Origin of the sequence: Citreimonas salinaria (assembly GCF_900107235.1) — a bacterium.
Taxonomy (GTDB): domain Bacteria; phylum Pseudomonadota; class Alphaproteobacteria; order Rhodobacterales; family Rhodobacteraceae; genus Citreimonas; species Citreimonas salinaria.
Map to the genome: position 1 here is coordinate 205,782 of NZ_FNPF01000005.1, position 15,939 is coordinate 221,720.

15 protein-coding genes are annotated in these 15,939 nt (G+C 57.3%); 2 read left to right on the top strand and 13 right to left on the bottom strand.

What is annotated here, in order from left to right; genetic code table 11:
* Positions 1-222 precede the first annotated feature (222 nt).
* From pepT to BLW27_RS08835, 4 genes are all read right to left on the bottom strand, one after another.
* The gene (pepT, locus tag BLW27_RS08820; protein WP_089882284.1) at positions 223-1,479 is read right to left on the bottom strand and encodes a peptidase T; all 1,257 of its coding nucleotides are present in this window, start codon (positions 1,477-1,479) and stop codon (positions 223-225) included.
* Between the two features lie 257 nt (positions 1,480-1,736).
* Positions 1,737-2,405, bottom strand: a complete 669-nt coding sequence (locus tag BLW27_RS08825) for a hypothetical protein (protein WP_089882286.1) — start codon at positions 2,403-2,405, stop codon at positions 1,737-1,739.
* A 536-nt stretch (positions 2,406-2,941) separates the two neighbouring features.
* On the bottom strand, positions 2,942-4,030 hold the full coding sequence (locus BLW27_RS08830; RefSeq protein ID WP_089882288.1) for an MrcB family domain-containing protein: 1,089 nt from the start codon (positions 4,028-4,030) through the stop codon (positions 2,942-2,944).
* A 146-nt stretch (positions 4,031-4,176) separates the two neighbouring features.
* Positions 4,177-5,514 carry a pentapeptide repeat-containing protein gene (locus tag BLW27_RS08835; RefSeq protein WP_089882291.1) on the bottom strand — a complete coding sequence of 446 codons (1,338 nt, stop codon included), beginning with the start codon at positions 5,512-5,514 and terminating at the stop codon, positions 4,177-4,179.
* Between the two features lie 559 nt (positions 5,515-6,073).
* Between BLW27_RS08835 and BLW27_RS20645 the strand changes: the two genes are divergently transcribed.
* On the top strand, positions 6,074-6,847 hold the full coding sequence (locus tag BLW27_RS20645) for a hypothetical protein (RefSeq protein WP_143042227.1): 774 nt from the start codon (positions 6,074-6,076) through the stop codon (positions 6,845-6,847).
* Positions 6,848-7,086: 239 nt separating this feature from the next.
* Here BLW27_RS20645 and BLW27_RS20650 read toward each other — a convergent pair whose 3' ends face one another.
* From BLW27_RS20650 to BLW27_RS08850, 6 genes are all read right to left on the bottom strand, one after another.
* Positions 7,087-7,836 carry a 3D domain-containing protein gene (locus tag BLW27_RS20650; RefSeq protein ID WP_143042228.1) on the bottom strand — a complete coding sequence of 250 codons (750 nt, stop codon included), beginning with the start codon at positions 7,834-7,836 and terminating at the stop codon, positions 7,087-7,089.
* A gap of 489 nt (positions 7,837-8,325) precedes the next feature.
* The gene (locus BLW27_RS20655; RefSeq protein ID WP_143042229.1) at positions 8,326-8,664 is read right to left on the bottom strand and encodes a hypothetical protein; all 339 of its coding nucleotides are present in this window, start codon (positions 8,662-8,664) and stop codon (positions 8,326-8,328) included.
* Between the two features lie 17 nt (positions 8,665-8,681).
* Positions 8,682-9,125, bottom strand: coding sequence for a hypothetical protein (locus BLW27_RS20660; protein ID WP_143042230.1), 444 nt, complete (start codon positions 9,123-9,125; stop codon positions 8,682-8,684).
* A gap of 452 nt (positions 9,126-9,577) precedes the next feature.
* A complete protein-coding gene (locus tag BLW27_RS08840; RefSeq protein WP_218141093.1) occupies positions 9,578-10,333 on the bottom strand; it encodes a hypothetical protein in 756 nt (251 codons plus the stop codon).
* Positions 10,334-10,361: 28 nt separating this feature from the next.
* Positions 10,362-10,661 carry a DUF3768 domain-containing protein gene (locus BLW27_RS08845; protein ID WP_245710820.1) on the bottom strand — a complete coding sequence of 100 codons (300 nt, stop codon included), beginning with the start codon at positions 10,659-10,661 and terminating at the stop codon, positions 10,362-10,364.
* 45 nt (positions 10,662-10,706) lie between these two features.
* Positions 10,707-11,411: a tudor domain-containing protein gene (locus BLW27_RS08850; RefSeq protein ID WP_089882298.1), complete on the bottom strand. Its 705-nt coding sequence runs from the start codon at positions 11,409-11,411 to the stop codon at positions 10,707-10,709.
* Between the two features lie 960 nt (positions 11,412-12,371).
* Here BLW27_RS08850 and BLW27_RS08855 point away from each other — a divergent pair.
* A complete protein-coding gene (locus BLW27_RS08855) occupies positions 12,372-12,989 on the top strand; it encodes a hypothetical protein (protein WP_089882300.1) in 618 nt (205 codons plus the stop codon).
* 75 nt (positions 12,990-13,064) lie between these two features.
* On the opposite strand, the gene BLW27_RS08860 is transcribed toward BLW27_RS08855, so the two are convergent.
* The 3 genes from BLW27_RS08860 to BLW27_RS22075 form a co-directional block, all read right to left on the bottom strand.
* On the bottom strand, positions 13,065-14,507 hold the full coding sequence (locus BLW27_RS08860; protein ID WP_089882302.1) for a phospholipase effector Tle1 domain-containing protein: 1,443 nt from the start codon (positions 14,505-14,507) through the stop codon (positions 13,065-13,067).
* A 360-nt stretch (positions 14,508-14,867) separates the two neighbouring features.
* Complete coding sequence (locus BLW27_RS20665; protein ID WP_143042231.1) at positions 14,868-15,581, bottom strand: hypothetical protein; 714 nt, start codon at positions 15,579-15,581, stop codon at positions 14,868-14,870.
* Positions 15,562-15,933: a helix-turn-helix transcriptional regulator gene (locus BLW27_RS22075; RefSeq protein WP_425429284.1), complete on the bottom strand. Its 372-nt coding sequence runs from the start codon at positions 15,931-15,933 to the stop codon at positions 15,562-15,564. Before BLW27_RS22075 ends, BLW27_RS20665 begins: the two co-directional genes overlap by 20 nt.
* Between the last annotated feature and the right edge of the window lie 6 nt (positions 15,934-15,939).

Sequence of the window (15,939 nt, forward strand, 5' to 3'; positions counted from 1 at the left end):
CGGCGCGGCGCGCCATTAGGCCAAATCCTGGCGTGGTTCTTGCGCGATTTTCCGGCTCCTTTCAGCAGCCCGCTGCGCCTTGCCTGAACGACCGCTAATCCTTGCCAGATGGGATCTGGGCGAGCGATATGATGGGACAGCTAGCTTTGACTGACATCTCGCACCAGTATCTGCGAGACAGATCGATACTGCTTCATATGCAGAATCGAAAAAAAATGATGATCAGTCGGGCCCGTCCAGTTCCGCCACGCCGATGGCAAGGTTCAGCGCCACCAGAGTCGCCTTGGCCATGTCTTGCACCGACACCCACTCCAGCGGGCCGTGCACGTTTTGCATGCCGCAAAAAATGTTGGGGCACGGCGTGCCGAACTCGGTCAGGCGTGACCCGTCAGTTCCGCCTCGGATTGCGCCGGATACAGGCTCCATTCCGGCCTTGCGCACGGCGGCGGTGGCCAAGTCCACGGGCGTCATGTCCTTTTCCAGCCAGTAGCGCATGTTGCGGTACTGGTGGGTGATGTCGCAGGTGATCCGCGCGCGCGGCTCGGTTGCGGCCACTGTTTCGCAGACCTGCTGCAAGAGGGCGCCCTTGGCCTCCAGCCCTTCCATCTCGAAGTCGCGGAGGATGAAGTGCATTTCGACCTGCGCCGCACTTCCCGTCATCGACACCGCGTGGATGAAGCCCTCTCGGCCTTCGGTAGTTTCGGGAGTCATGGTGACGTGGGGCAGCGTCGTGAGCACTTTAGACCCAAGGTGCAGAGCGTTGACCAACTCGTCCTTAGCCCAGCCGGGGTGGATCGACACGCCGGTGATCTTGACCACGCCTGAATCTGCGGAAAAGCTTTCGAACTCCACTTCACCGGGCATCGATCCGTCAAAGGTATAGGCGAAATCCGCCGCCAGATCGGCCGGAAGGTTCGGCGTGACCCCGCGCCCGATTTCCTCGTCAGGAACAAAGGCCAGACGGATTTTCCCGTGCTCGATGTCGGGGTTGTTCAGCAGGTGCCTGGCGGCTGTCATGACCACCGCGACACCTGCCTTGTCGTCGGCGCCCAGAAGGGTGGTACCGCTGGCAGTGATGATGTCCTCGCCGACCTTTTCGGAGAGATAGGGAAACTCTCCGGGCGACAGGCGCAGGTCGGGCGCGTCGACAAAGCTGATGTCGCCGCCGTTGTAGCCGCGATGCACCACCGGCTTCACCCCAGTCGCGGCAAACTGGGGGGCAGTGTCGACATGGGCGAGCCAGCCCATCACCGGAGCGTCGACTCCTTCGGTCGCGGGAATAGTCGCCAAAACGACGCTGTCCTGGCTCAGGGTCACGTCCTGCGCCCCCATCGCCTTCAACTCGTCCATCAGCAAGCGCGACATATCGAGCTGAATTTGCGTGCTAGGCACCGTCGGGCTGTGCCCGTCGCTTTGGCTATCGATCATGGCGTAGCGGACGAGGCGCTCTTCCAGTTCGGAATCGAAGTCAGTGCGCATGGCTGCTCTCCTGTACCCGCGGGCTTGAGCCGCATCTGGAATTGCAGCTGCGGGAGTGTCAAGGGAATGCTGTGCAGGGTATGGGCTACTCGGGGGAGCCGATACTGCCATTCTCGCCATCCAGTTCTTCCGCTCACCGGCTGAGTCAAATTCACCATTTACCCGTAGGCACTCTGACCAATCATTCGTAATGCGCTTTGCCCGATCACAGAGGAAGCTCGTGTCAATCTGATTTTTCGTAGGGAGTTCTGATCGACCTACCGCCCCCAGACGACTTCACGTAACACAGCTTGAGCAATGTCTATCGACGGCACTGCCAGAAAAAGATAACCACCAATCCCGAATACCATCGCGGCTACTCGCGCGCCCCTGTACGTATGCATCATCCCCATCCACCATTCGCGCGAAAGAAAGCGGATGTAGTCTCCGTGTTGCGCAAACATGGCACTGCGGACGTCTGGGCGGTACCCGGATAGCACGGGCTTCCTCTGGCGAACGCGCCCAAGTATAACCCAGAATGATTTCGTGCGAGGCCGCCAACGATCCGAGAACACTTGATCCTCCATGAAGGCAATTTCGTAAACACTATAAGTTTCCCAAACTCGCGAAGAGAAATCTAAATCTCCCCTTGCTTCATTTAAAACCGCCGGCCGGAATATTCGAAAAAGGCAATAAGAGGAAAGCAAGAATAGGCTGCCAAAAAACGTGAGCCTCAGCTTGACGATCCCATCGAAGAGAAAGGGCGAAGGAGAGAGCTCGCCTACACCTGCGATCGTGTTAAAGGACATGAAGTCGGCTATTCTGTCATTGAATAGGATGAGGTAGCCCACCAACGGAATAATTCCCGCGGCGCGTGTCAGCCCATTGTTAGCGATACCCCTAACCGCGTCCCATCTCAGGATTGGCCAGTCCAACAGGAAATCCATCACACAGTAACCTCGTTAGTAGTTGCGCGCCATCTCTTCTGCGACTGGAACCGTCTCTATTTGGCTGCAGTATCTCTCGCGAGCGTTCGCATGTCCCTTCAAGGAAAGCAAAGCTGTTTAGAAATTACTGCGCGCTTCGCAGCGAGAAAGCCGTTATTGAACGCGACTTTGGGTGCAGCGGAAGAGCAGCTTTGCTAAGGGCCCTCCTACCGTGGCGCGGCATCGGCGAGCGGAGAGAAGCTACTAGCGCACGCCAACGCCACGTAGGCCGGTCGTTAGCACGTGCTCCGCTCGCACCCCGAACAGCAGGAATTTGTTAACCATTCTAGGCCACGCTGGCGTATGCGAGTTTGGAAGCTTGAAGCCTCAATGACCGGTGAGCGGCACCCCTCAAAATGGGGCTATGCCCTCGCCGAAACTGCGGAAGAAGCCCTTGAGCTTTGCCGGGCTTCCAGTGGCCTGCCGCACAACTTGGTCCACAATAAGGACCCAGCCATGCTCTGGCCCGGCGCGCCCGGCGATCGCATCTCCTGGAGCTAGTCGCGGCTTCGCTCCACCCGGTATGCTGTTGGATGGAGCGACCACGCGTCGATGTCCCATCCAACGTGAGTCTCGAGAGTTCCGCCTGTGGCTGTTGGGGCACTTGGCTCCTTCTGCAACCGGATGCCGGTTACAATCATCAAGGCGGTCTGTCCCTTTTTGTTGCGGTGCAGATTTACTTCCCCGTGCGTCATGGCGATGGCGTCGGCGACATCGCTCGTCGTTCCCTTCACCTCCACGTACAATTTCTCGTCGCCGCTTGTCGCTTCGAAGTCGTAGGGCTTGGTGGCCGAGGTGTCCTTCGGGTTGTAGCCGTTGTCGCGCAGCCATTGCCCCGCCAAAGCCATAGCGCGAAGCTCTACAGCCTTTCGCTCTTTGGCCGTCAATCCGAATCCTTGGCCACGGGCGATCATCGAAGTCGGCTTCGTGACATTCAGGATATCCAGTTCGGCTTGATCAGCAGGTGAAAGCTCGCGCCCGATGCGTTGCGCGGCGTAGATCGCGCGCAGCATCCTCGCCGATTCAACGAGGTGGCGTTCCATGACGGCGTCTTCGATCGCGCTGTACGGAACCTTCTTTACGAGTGCGCTTGCGCGCTCGAAGGACTTTGGCAGTGGGGCTCTGGCGCCAAAATCACTAGCATCCGTGAAAGGTTCTAAGCTTCCACGTTCTTCAAGGACGATCGAGCGCGCCCACGCGCACCGACTGTCCAGCTCTACAGCCGGCAAAATGACCGAGTAGCCATTGTGGAACTTGGAGGAGCTGCACCCCACAGCGATGTTAACGCCGGAACCGTCCGTCGAGAAATGTAGGACGACGTAGAAGCCATCGGTTGGCCTGGGGGACATACTCTCGGAACAGAAACGGGTCCACGCAAGTTCGGTTTTGCGTCCGATCCCATCCGATCCTTCTACGAAGAAGTCGTTGCCAAATGGTCCCAGCGCTGCAGAAAGCGGCTCCCCCAGCTCCCGTATTTCCTCTGCCAGCACATGGCGCACCAACCGACCCCGCTCCTGCATCTCCGGCGTATTTTTCGAAGAGTAAAAGGGCTGTAGCTCACATATTCTTTGAAGTGTCTCGCGCATGATCGTTCAACTGCTTCCCAAGTCGTTGCCTTAGCGTAGACTGAAGACAGGGCGCCAGAGAAGACTCGGGCGAAGGATCGTTACCTTCACGTTCGACTGTTTTGGTATACGGACGACCGCATGCGAGACAAAGGCGGCGACTTCGACTACGGTGCCGGCCAGCAGCGTAATTTCATCTCGCTCACCCTGCGAGCTTGCCCCACAACCTCGAGAGATGGATGAACGGTATCGACGCAGATGCGGCCGTAATGGGCACCGGAAAATACCTCATCGATGATCCGGGACCTACTGTTTGAGGCCGACTCCCTGATGCCGAAGGCCCGAGTTCCGTCCAGACCAGCTCCGTCACCCCGCATCACAAAGGTTTGGTCGAGTTGGTTCTGGTTTAGGCCGGTTGCACAAGATGAATCATCGCAAAATACTGTACCGGTGATATCGACATTTTCCAATGTAGCGCCCTCGAAATCCGCATTTGCGAAATTGCTGTCGATTATTCTGACATTGCGAAAAACAACGCCATTTAGAATGGCGCCCGAGAAGTCCGCGTTCTGGAAAAGCGCGTCTTCGAAAACGACAGATGGACCAGATTCTGTGTCATTCAAAGCCCGACCGCGGGATCCGCTTAAATCGGCCTCGAGAATTATGGCCTTGTCCAGTCCTCCGAGAGCTGGGAGGTGGGCTTGGGGCGCTTCAAGGACCTCTATCGAGCTGTCATAAGCCGAAAAAGCATTGCTCCCGCGCTCCGCGTCAAGCTTCAAATGCTGGACTGTCGAACCTGAGATCGTGAGGGGCAGCGTGTCGTGCTTTAAGTCGAGGCGGCCAATTTCGCTTCCGATTATTTGTGCTCCTGACAGGTTCGCCGAAGACAGATCGGGCCAGCCTAGGGTTTGTATTAAACTCGCATCGCGAAGGTTGGTATTCTGCATCGAGATCCCGCTTAGGTCTGCGTGGTCCAGAATCGCAGCCTGCATGTCCGCCTCCGAAAGGTCCGCACCGGTGAGATCTGTCCCGCCAAAATTCGCGTTCTTCAGGCTAGTGCGATGTCCGATTGCGCCGGGGGAAAGATCAAGCGCGCGCAGGTACGTCCGTATCGGGCATGGAGCCGGCGGAGGAGCGGGGGCACCCTCCTGTACAGTAAGTGGTGCAAGACGGCTGTTATGCGCGCGCCAAGGACGGCTTCGCGTTACAGGAACTCCGCCCTTCATTCTGGTGCAGCTGACGTCGACGCCGTCGCGCGAAATGCCCTGCCCCGCGAGGAATGTCAGAGCCTCGATCTTACCTGAATTGCCGGGCGAGGTTGTGCCCAGGATCTGCCAGCCGTTAACCACCTGCGCATGACGGATTTCACGCATAGACAGCGAAATGCTGGCTAACGAAATTACGAAACCCGCGATGGCGAGCAAGCCCACAAGAATCTCGATTAGAAAGACGACGGTGGACTGGCGCATTCGTTCGACCCAGTCCTGTGCATCAGATAGCGACATGATTCAACGCCCTCCGCCGCGGCGATTCCTTGCGATTATAGCAGCTCTCCGAGGAGGAGGCGTTCCTCAGGGATAAGATCTCTTGCTTTTTGATGGGCCCCACATACGGTGCGCTTCGGTTACGTAACGCAAGGCGTTGAAATTTGTCCGAACCTTAACCACAAAACACGTTCTTGATCGTCGGGCGCGGAGATCTGAGGGCCTCTACTACTGTTGTTGAACTAACCACAAAATTCAATCTATGCGGCTCACGCTCCGACGGAATTGGCTCTGAACTACCGAAGTATCTGGTGCTATCGGGCAAATCTAGCGCCGTCGCTTCCTTAACCGGTGCTCCCACGAGATTGGCGTAACTTGATGCATTGCAGGTGTCGGCACCAAACGTATCGGATGGCGATGTCGTGCACGCGGCGAGCACACCAACCGCTGCGATATACGCTATATACCTCATCGTCCAATCTCCCGAATATAGGTCCCATTGATAAGAACTGATTTTGTAAAAAGTCTCGGACGTGTTATCATGCATCCTTCACCTCGAAACACTCTGGAGGAGAGACTCGTGGCGGACATTTTAGATGACTTAAGACCGTATGTCGATGAAGATCTTGCCCTAGAAGTCCTTCAAAACGCCGGCGACAATACGGGCGAGTACTATTTTATCTCAGCGTCGGACGAAATTCGCGGCGAAGCTCTAATCGTACATAGGGCCAAGGAAGGTGGCCTTAAGATCATTGAACACGTTGAAGAAGTAAGTGTAGATGTTCTGTGGAATCTAGGAATTTTCAATTTCCCTTATCTGTTTGAGCCTAGCGACTCTGTCATATCCAGTGTCCAACACGGCAATATCCGTGAAGGCCACCTCGACCAGAACGAGATAGATAGAGCAATGGCCCTTAAGGCTGATTGGGGCGTCGGAGCAAGTGAAATGAATTCCTCAGGCGTCCCGCATACTAACGGGGGAAGACTAGCGTGCGCATGGGCCGTGAACAAGATTTCGCGCCTCTGCTTCGGCTTGCCGATTGGCGGTGGCTTGGCAACCGCAGAAATGGCCAAGGTTTTAAGACGAAACCATTCTAGCCGTAGTGATCCCGTGGCCGGATCGGTAGTTATATCACCAACGGTTTGGGTGGACGGAACCCGTATTACAGGCCATGTTGGGATATTGGGGGGAAATGGCGCAATCTACTCGAACAGCTCGTCGCGGGCTCGCTGGGAACAAAACTTCACTTTATCCAGTTGGCGCACCTACTATCACGAATCCAAGGGCCTCTCTGTCGAGATTTTTGCTCTCAACCCAAAGAAATTTCCTATCAAAAACTACCTAGGCTGGTAGGAAATATTCAATGCGTGGTGCTTTTACTTACTCAGGCTCTGCGTCGAGAGGTAGCGTACCTATTTAATTCCGAACTAGAGAGACTTAAGCGCTCCGAACTGGGTATACGCCAGCAAATGGCGGCATACCTAAATCTCACAAGCGCGCAGTGGACGAAATCGAGGATTTTGCACCCTCTCGTTGAAGGTAAATGCAAGTCTTGACCGCATACCGGCGGATTGAGCCGGCGTGGCCGTTCTTCAATCGAGAATGTAGGCCTCGAACAGACTTGACGGGGAGCTTCCGATGAAATCGAAGGGGTCGGCCCGAGCCGCGTCTCGTTCCCCTGTGGCGGAGCCCACGAAGACGTCGATGTGGTTCCCAAATATCAGGCCGCCAGTATCACCGCAGACGAAGACGCCGTCGTGCACCGATCCGTCTGGAAGTACCGCTCCTTCAGCTGCAGGGATATAGACCTCTTGACCGAACCTCGCGAAGCCACCGTTCAGCCAAGTCTCGGACCTCTGTACCGTTCCCTGATCGCAGGCGATAGTGCGAAAGGGTACGAGCGGATTGCTCGAATTCCCTACTCCGAACTCATGCTCAGAAGCGGTCCAGCGGACTTTTTCGCTCGGACGATGGGCCGGGCAGGAAGTCTGCGCGGGATCACGGACGCCCGCATAATTGTAGGTCATGCCCTCCACGCGCACCGAACCCTCGATGGCAGCGTTGCACCAATCCGTCGGCGTCAACCGCGGTCCGATCACTCGATCGTCCATTCCTCGCAACGGGATCGAATTCGGCGTATCGTTCGCATCCGCCGCATACAAGTAATAGCGAGTCGCCCAGAGCTCCACGCGCGTCGCTTCGGCGAGGCGTGCGTTGTCCGGAGTCGATGAATTTGTGCTTCTTACGGAATGGCCAGCACCTTCGGACGCCGGACCGCACGCGGAGAGCATGGATAGCAACATCAGCGGGAGAATGATCTCGTAGTAGCTCGACTTCGACATATGCTACTTCCCGGATCAATCTCACTCCACTCAACTGTGGAGCCGATACGAAGCTAAAGTCAACAGGTCTACGCGGCGGAGAGCGCGATCAATTATACACTACGTGACAATTCCGTGTTCGCTGCTCAACGTGACTGATGCGCATGGCCAGCTGTAACGGACGTTCGTGCTTGGCGCGGCGAGGGGTCGCTTCGTCCCGCCCAGCTAACCTTGGTGCAAAGCGCAGCGAATGTCCGGTTCCTGCCCATCCTCGTCTAGGGGAAGCGCATGGACGCGTTGCCGCCCACGCGCTTGGGGTGTGCTCGTGCTCGCGATGATGCCCCTCAGGCGGCCGCTGAGGCCCGGTACGGGGCGCGCAGGGCGCGGCACCACGAATCCCGGCGCAGCACACGGAGAGGCAAGTGAGCGTTCGCAGAGCCTGCGAGCGAGCCAAGGCACTGAGGGACCCGCCAAGGTTGCCAGTTGTATTATTAGCCGGATTGGTAGCGATCATAGCCCTATTGCGTCGAACGCAGAACTAACCACCAAACTAATCAATCCTGTTCGAAACCTTTCGAGTCGTGCTTGAGTTACGCCGATGGCCTTAAGGGCGTGCATCTTGGCCAAGTCCTTTTGCCCTCCAACCAGATATTCAAAGTCATCTTTCGTAATCTTGCCTTGCGCCAAGGCATCACCCCAGCGACGAAGAGACTGTTCGCTGCCTTGTAAGAACACCATCGCGTCTGCTTCGGCTTGATCAAACGCCTCTTGGACCGTGTTCTCGGCAAGTCTTTTTAGGCCCTCTCGGACCGCATCGACAAATTCATCCCAACTTCCTGAAAGCGACATTGATGACCTCCTAGAAATTACCTTTCGCAGACAGACGCTTCTCGCTTGTTGATTTCAACACAAATAATCGTATCGAAAGCACTGCTAACTTGTAGGCTAATTTCTTCCGTTATGAATGGGCTGAGCGTCCCAGAGTTTTTCCACCTTGTGGCGAAACCGCCCAACAGGTTACCGTCAGGATTGCGCAAGGTATCCCATTGAGCTGAAACCACGTCATTCCTTGGGAGCCCTTTCGCATATTCATAGGCGGCATCTACATCGACCAAGAGCTTCTCTACGTTGGATCGATGCGTGCTGTATGGCTGTCCTGATTTGGCTATAAGTGCCAAGCTTTGCGCCTTTAGCGTCGTAGCGTTCTCATATGCCTGTTCAGTGAATGGACTGATGATCGGATCACAAGCCGTCAGGACAAAGAGCAAAGAGAACAGAGCGGCCGCTTTTCGATAAATATTGTTCGGCATGAAATATCCTCAGAAGTGTCTGACGAGACTAGCACAAATTTTGTCGCGTTCAAAACTCGAACTCTCAGCCAGATCCCGAATGTGCGCGCACTGCAACCTCTTCGCCCACGCCGGCCGAACTCCGCAACCGGCGTGGATGCCCCGCCCTTCCCTTACGCACAACTGCAGGCTATCGGCTTTCGGAGCTTGCTATCCAATTTATGCAGTCTCAGTTACTTGGGACTGACGTTTCACTCCATTGAGGCCTATGTCTCGGGCGACTACAACTGGCCGGCTGAGCAAAACGGACATCAACTTAAACCGCAGCGAACAGCCGCTCCCGGCCATCATGCCCCTTGGCTCGCCGGTGCAGCGAATACCAGCGTTGCGCCCACCTCGCCCAACAGAAAGCGAATGGTCGCGCTGCGGCTTACGCGCGCGGGGGTTGGTGCACGTGCTCGCGATCATGCAGCTCAGGCGCTGTACGGGCCGCTCAGGGCGCGACACCACCGAAGCCCAGCCCGTAGCTCGGGGCGAGGCAAGCGGGCGTTCGCGGGCCCTGTGAGCGAGCGTACCCGCCCCGACGAATGATCCAGTTCGTTAACAGCGACGAGCCGGCCGTCGCGGCGCAGCGCCCATACGTCGATCCGCGCTGCCGCAAACTTGCGCCAGTAGGACCCGCTCCACCTCAGGCAGTTCCGGGCTTCATGCCCGAGAGCGATGATGTCAGCGACGCTGCGGCACCGAACCCCTACCAGACCAGCGGCGGTCAAGACGGCAGCATTGCGGAGCTTTCGGTGGCGGTTCAGCCGCAAATCTGAGATGACAGCCCGCTCGACCAAGCGCTGAGCATCGTATGACGCGGCGAAGATATCGTCACGCCGGTGCGGGAAGCCACGGAGGAACGCGGCCGCTTGATTGCGCATTGGATGATCCGACTGGCACGCGGCGGCAGCAACAGCGGAAAGGCCATCCAGGAGCCATTCGAGGTCGAGCTCCAGCAACTCACTGTCGGCCCTGTAGAACCGGTGGAGGCGACTGCCGCGTGCGGCTTTTGCGTGCGCCCACGCTGGGTCCGATTGCCTGATCCGGGCTGACCGGACAGCCTCGTGCTCGACCGCCGCGCGATAGAGGAACGCCAGCAGCCCGGCGCGATATTGAGCGAGGGCACCGGCGTGCACAGCCCAGACGCCATCAACCACACCGCGCAGCTCGCCCACGTTGATCACGTCGCGGGTGCTGCTGGGCTGTCGGCCGCTAATACTCATCGGCCCGCATGAGCGTCATCACGCGCCGCGTGACAGCGGGATCAGTGGCGTCAGGCGAATGCCCAGCGAGATCGGTGTCATAGTAGTCGATCTTCCAGAAGAACCGATCATCCCCAACCGTCACGGCGCCGAAGTCATGCTCGCCGTAGGGGTCGTTGTCTTCGCTGAATTCGTTGAAGGACCGGAGCGCCTGAAGTAGCTGGCGCTGCCGATCATTAGGTAGGTCCCTGACGCCCTGCGTGGTCATGACGAGCCCCCCGGCGAATGTTCGCCGGAAAGCATCGTTCATGTCTCGGATCAGCGTGCTCTGCTCATGTGAGCTCGCATCCATGGGTCAGCCCTCAGCTTTCGGCTTACTGTCTGAGCCCGTCACGCCCGACCCGCTCAACGCGGGCGTGGTGTCAGCGCCCTCCGTGTCGCCAGCGTGGTAGTCAGGGTGGAGCATCGCGATCTGCGAGATTGACCGAACGAACGCGGCTTCGTCTTCGAAGTGCTCCCAGCGCAAGGTGAGCATGGGTTTCGGGTGCCCCTTCGTGCCGCCTTCGTGCACATGCTGCACGATCGCCTCCCACCACCCGTCATCCGGATCCCCCACCGCGAGCACACGCGCCCCCACCTTGATCTCTGACCAGTCTTTGGGCTGATCGTCCGACGCCTCGATCATCGCCGGCACGGCGCCCGAGGAAGCGCCACCAGCAGCCTTGGGGGCAGAAGCCTTCGGCAGCACGATTACCCTGTCGGGATGGTCCGCTGCGTAGCGCTCCAGCGCCTCCGCAGTGGCGCTCTTCACGAAGGGAACAAACGCCTTGCCGCTCGCGAACAACTTTCCCGCCGGTGTCTTGGTCGCCAGTTCGCCGGCTTCGGGATCCTGAACCGCAAGGGCTCGGAAGCCCATCATTGCCGCCGCCCCGATTGCCGCTTGGTGATGCTCGGCGGCGAAGCGTGAGGCATGCGCCCTGCCGCTCTCGTCGCGCCCAAACAGTACCACCATTGGTGCCTTGATCTTTCCAGCCTGCGCCAGCGCCGATTGCGTCGCCATTTCTCTCTCCATTGGATTGGGCATAAAAAAAGAGGCCCGAAGGCCCCTTCACATACAAATCCACTTTCGGCCTGAAATTCGGCCGAATGGTTTGTGGCTTGATTATAACGCCACCATAAAAACAGTCAACAGATTTGAAAAGTTGCCGAGAACTGTGCCGCGGCGATCATCTAAGAACTGAGTGAAACATCTTGGCGATATTTGCCGAAGCCGGAAGTTTTGGGGCGGCCTGTAAATGGGGGGTGGCAGCAAATGCCAATTCATACTGTGACGCTGTTCAGGGATGCGCCCGACAGTGTGCCCACCTACTACAGAGGGCTACAATGGATGCGCGATTTTTGCGTATGCATATGGCACACCTGTGCCTTGTGCACCCATGAAGTAACACTTCAACAACCAACCAACCAACCAACTAACCAACAATCAGAAACACCCGAATATCAACAACTAGATACTCCCCCAAATCAGCAACCAAGACACAAAAGCAATCACCGCTCCAAGCATACCGCGCGACGCACCTCCGTCGTTCTAGGGCAAGATGGCAAGGGCGCGGAAGCAATGCAGCAGCGGACAGGACTAGAAACGCGAACGTCGGAACTTCCGACGAAACAGGCAAACGTCCAACCTCGCTAGAACATCTAGCCGGGCCCCTGCAAGTGCGGGAACCTCAGCCAAACATGGCAAAGCTCGGCAAAGCGGTGCCGACCGGAATGAAATGATGAACGTCGGAACTTCCGACAATAACCGGTCGCCTCAGCACGTTTATTGCATGCTTGACCGCGTCGTGAATGTCGGAAGTTCCGACATTGGTTCTCCCCGTTCAAGTCGACATCAACGGAGAGGCCTCAGGCTTTCCCTCTGTCGCACACGTGTTCGCGCCCTGGCCTGCTGACGGCATTTCTGCCCCGCCGTAAAGGGGTACGCCGCAATGCAGGGTGGCAAGAAACATGGAGAAAAACGATGCGCAAAGACAAAGAGCTAATCCAGGCATACGGACGGATGATCATGGAACGCGCTGCTGAAGGATGGGCCTGCCATCAGCTCGCGTTCATGTTCAACCAGCTGTCGGGCTCACGTTCCGCGAAGGTGAAGCAGATGCAAGAGGAGGTCGAAAGGACGTATGCGAAGATACTTTCGCACGTGTACAGGCACCCAAAGAAAAAGCCGCTAGACGATCTGCCGCTTTGGATTGGCGCGCCTGATTTGCACGTCTTCAAGAACCAGAAAAGTACTCACGTGGATTGCAACATCAACGACGGGTTGCACTTTCAAGTCATCGTTGCCTTCCCGCCTTGGACGACACGGCTGAAATCGAGCCTGAGCGAGTACATATCGCTGCATCAGGAGCGGTTCGTGGGCCCTACGCGTTACCTCAGCCGCCTGCATGCCTCTGACCTTGCGGAAACGCAGGACTACGCTGCCGAGTATGTCCTAAAGACGATTAAGAAATTGGACTTCGGATCGGATGATATTTTGGTTCTGCCAAAGTCATCATCGGAAATGTCGCGACTGACGAATTGGGAAAGGCGTCAGGTGAAGCGGGAAGGTGCACTGAGGCGGTTGAAACCTGCTGGATAGATCGGCTCGTGACGGCAGTATTAAGCGCCTGATGCCGTTGGTGTACGCCAAAGCCGGAGTCATTGACCGGCTTAACTAGTGGGCACGGGACGGGCGTTCGTCTTTGTAGAACCCTTGTGCTTGTTCATGATCGCCGAGGTTCTCCGGCCGATAGTCTTTCACCTCGTCGCTCTGCGGCACTGGCCCAGCTGCGAGGCGCTCCAAGACAGTAGGATGCAAGTCAGCCTTCGGGTCGATCTTCCGCGGCTTCCTTGGCCACTTGAAGTCCCGTTCCCAAAGTCGAAACATTATGTCCTCCCGATGCTGGAGACCTTCCGCATCGGGATGGCGGTTGAGCAGCGCTTCGTTGATGCAAATAGACGGCACGCACTCGCGCAGTTCCGACACCATCCAGTCCAGCGCGATGTCACTTAAACGCGATTCAGGCTCCGGATAGCTCCCACCAACGTCGCTATGGCAGCCAGCGAACCAGACCTGCTCGAGCCACGCAGGATGCCGGTCTCGAGTGCGTTCATAGGCGGCCTGAGCGCCCCACTCGACTCTGGGAAAGTTTTCCCGGTCCTCGTCTATGGCTATGGCGTGTCGACCGTGCCCAACGTCCGGGTCGAGCCAGCGGTCGTAGTGCCTCCGGTTCCAGCCGGCGAAATGGCCGGTCTTCAGGATCTCGGGCCAGTCGCTCAGTCTCTTGAGACTCAAACGATGTCGAGGATCGGGCGAGAAATACTTGAAGGCTTCGACCAGCAGCTTGATCAGTCGGTACGTGAGCAGGCCCGCGAGCAGGCCTATGGGTACGACGATCCACAATGCCCAGCCGAGAAAGATGCCGAGAACCGTCAAAATCCAGAGAGCCGTAGCGGCCCCCCAGACAATACTTCGCACGAGTGTCGTCCTCAGCGCTGCCACCGTGTCAAAGACGCCAATGAACGTGGGCTGCACGTTTCCCTGAGCGTTCTCTGCGTCAACAGGTGAGCTGCCGTACTTTGCCCGGAAGCGCCGTCCGAGCTCTTCGCGGTTGGAGAAATAAGGCTCTTGGTCCCGTGCCTTGCCCGCTCCGTGGCTATACACAAACTTCACGGCATCAGTTGCGATCTTGCGGAGGGGGCGCCCGTGCCTCGGCACCGGCGAGCCGTCCGGCATCCTGGTCGGAACTCCACACAGGTTCATGACATTGGCAAGAGCTCGAACGGTGTACGCGCCCCGCGAAAATCCAAAGAGCAGGACCCGGTCTCCCGGCTCGTAGTAGGCGATGATTTGTTCGTAGCAGTCGATGATGTTGTGATCGATGCCGGTGCCTACGGCGCGCTCGAGAAGAGGCCTGATACGGCGGAACACCCCTCTGCTCTCGCTTGTGCCCAAACCGGCGTCATAGAACGCCACTTGGTCCTGCGGGCTGATTGGAGAGTCTGGGCCGGGTCTCATAGCCCGATAGAGCTTGTAGACGTTGGAGAGCCTCTGATCGGCATGAACTCCGCCCTTCTGACCCGTTCCATCCGAGAAGATGCAGATGTTCTTGGCCATGCGCCCCCTTTTCGTTTCTTCTGGGACCTTAGCCGAATCCAGAATTATCGCAAAGGCAACTTTGTCCGCGCGCTTTCGCGCCGTATGGCTAAGTCTGGAGGTGTCAGCACCGCGAAGCCGCTTGCCGCCCGTCGATAACCACACGGCGAAGCTGAGATCGAGACAGCCTTCAGCTATGGACTGCGTGAAACACCACCGGCTTGCTCTTCGGGTTTTCCAGATCGCGCGCCGGCGGATCGCAGCGCTAGCGGCGCAGGAGACGATGCCCGAACGCGAAACAGCCGGCTCGAAAGCCGGCTGGATCGTTGCGAGATTGCTGGACTATATGGCCCCGCCATGCGCCTTGGCCTATGCACGATCTCAGTCGAGTTCCAGTCGAAAGATGTCGTATCCGTCGGCGTCCTTTCCTCCGCGTATGATCTTACAGGCTAGTACCGGCCGGCATGAACCAAATATCTTGCCCGGATCGTCTGTTTTGCACCAGATGTCGCGATTGAGGTTCATTTCTCTGGTGACGGTCACTACTTTGGTTGGTGTGAGCGCGGGTGTTGATGGCTTCTGCGTTGTCGCTTTGGCAGTCCGTGCAGGCTTGGACGGATTACCCTTTACGTTTGCACCGACCGGCTCGACTTTGAGGCGCTCGCGATGCGCTTCCGCAACTGCACGGATGCCGCCCCGCTTTTCAATTTCTACAGCGATCCTGTTTCGTGGGACGCCGTCTAAGAGGACTGCCTGCAGGGAGGTGTGGTACAGGCTAGCGTTTTTGTCCGCATTCCTTCCGCCTCCAAACACAAAGATGAGCAAGTAGAATAGCAACTCGTGATGCTTGCCGATTTTTGGCTTTCGGCGCCGGCCAACCCAAAATTTGTCTCCCACGAACCACTCTTCTTCCCGCGGATCATCTCGCATCATTTTCTCGACGACAGCAACATCTTGTAACGCGATAAGCTTCTCATGCCGCAAACCGAGCTTAGCCTCCTTTAACCGTAGCTTGCACTTCTTGATACGCCTTCTGCCCTGGAGGCTTAGCGAATTAGACCTCGCAATCATTCGGTTAAACCTCCTCTGCTTCATCGATGAATTTTTCAATGTCGGCGAGCCGCCAACAACTTATCCTAGGTCCCAACTTGATCGGCTCAGGAAGCTTGCCTTGGGCGATCAGGCTATAAAAAGTGGTGCGGGATACAGGTAGAATACCGCCATCGCCAATGATCTGTGGCAGCCTTACTAGAACCTCTCGTTGCCGAACTAGATCTTCGCCAAGCGCTCTGGCTGCCCCTCTTTCTTTGTCTTGGATGCTCGCTGTACGTTGCGGTCTCTGTCTCATCAAAATCGCCTCCGGGTTTAGTTCCGAGGCTTTTTGATTAGCGAAAGATCTCGCCGAGGAGCAAAGCTTTCCGCCTGCAAGAATAGGGCCGCGAGCCATATCGAT

Excerpts from the sequence above, each read along its gene's own strand:
- pepT (WP_089882284.1), bottom strand. The coding sequence starts at position 1,479 with ATGCGCACTGACTTCGATTCCGAACTGGAAGAGCGCCTCGTCCGCTAC.
- BLW27_RS08825 (WP_089882286.1), bottom strand. The coding sequence starts at position 2,405 with ATGGATTTCCTGTTGGACTGGCCAATCCTGAGATGGGACGCGGTTAGG.
- BLW27_RS08830 (WP_089882288.1), bottom strand. The coding sequence starts at position 4,030 with ATGCGCGAGACACTTCAAAGAATATGTGAGCTACAGCCCTTTTACTCT.
- BLW27_RS08835 (WP_089882291.1), bottom strand. The coding sequence starts at position 5,514 with ATGTCGCTATCTGATGCACAGGACTGGGTCGAACGAATGCGCCAGTCC.
- BLW27_RS20650 (WP_143042228.1), bottom strand. The coding sequence starts at position 7,836 with ATGTCGAAGTCGAGCTACTACGAGATCATTCTCCCGCTGATGTTGCTA.
- BLW27_RS20655 (WP_143042229.1), bottom strand. The coding sequence starts at position 8,664 with ATGTCGCTTTCAGGAAGTTGGGATGAATTTGTCGATGCGGTCCGAGAG.
- BLW27_RS20660 (WP_143042230.1), bottom strand. The coding sequence starts at position 9,125 with ATGCCGAACAATATTTATCGAAAAGCGGCCGCTCTGTTCTCTTTGCTC.
- BLW27_RS08845 (WP_245710820.1), bottom strand. The coding sequence starts at position 10,661 with ATGAACGATGCTTTCCGGCGAACATTCGCCGGGGGGCTCGTCATGACC.
- BLW27_RS08850 (WP_089882298.1), bottom strand. The coding sequence starts at position 11,411 with ATGGCGACGCAATCGGCGCTGGCGCAGGCTGGAAAGATCAAGGCACCA.
- BLW27_RS08855 (WP_089882300.1), top strand. The coding sequence starts at position 12,372 with ATGCGCAAAGACAAAGAGCTAATCCAGGCATACGGACGGATGATCATG.
- BLW27_RS08860 (WP_089882302.1), bottom strand. The coding sequence starts at position 14,507 with ATGGCCAAGAACATCTGCATCTTCTCGGATGGAACGGGTCAGAAGGGC.
- BLW27_RS20665 (WP_143042231.1), bottom strand. The coding sequence starts at position 15,581 with ATGAAGCAGAGGAGGTTTAACCGAATGATTGCGAGGTCTAATTCGCTA.
- BLW27_RS22075 (WP_425429284.1), bottom strand. The coding sequence starts at position 15,933 with ATGGCTCGCGGCCCTATTCTTGCAGGCGGAAAGCTTTGCTCCTCGGCG.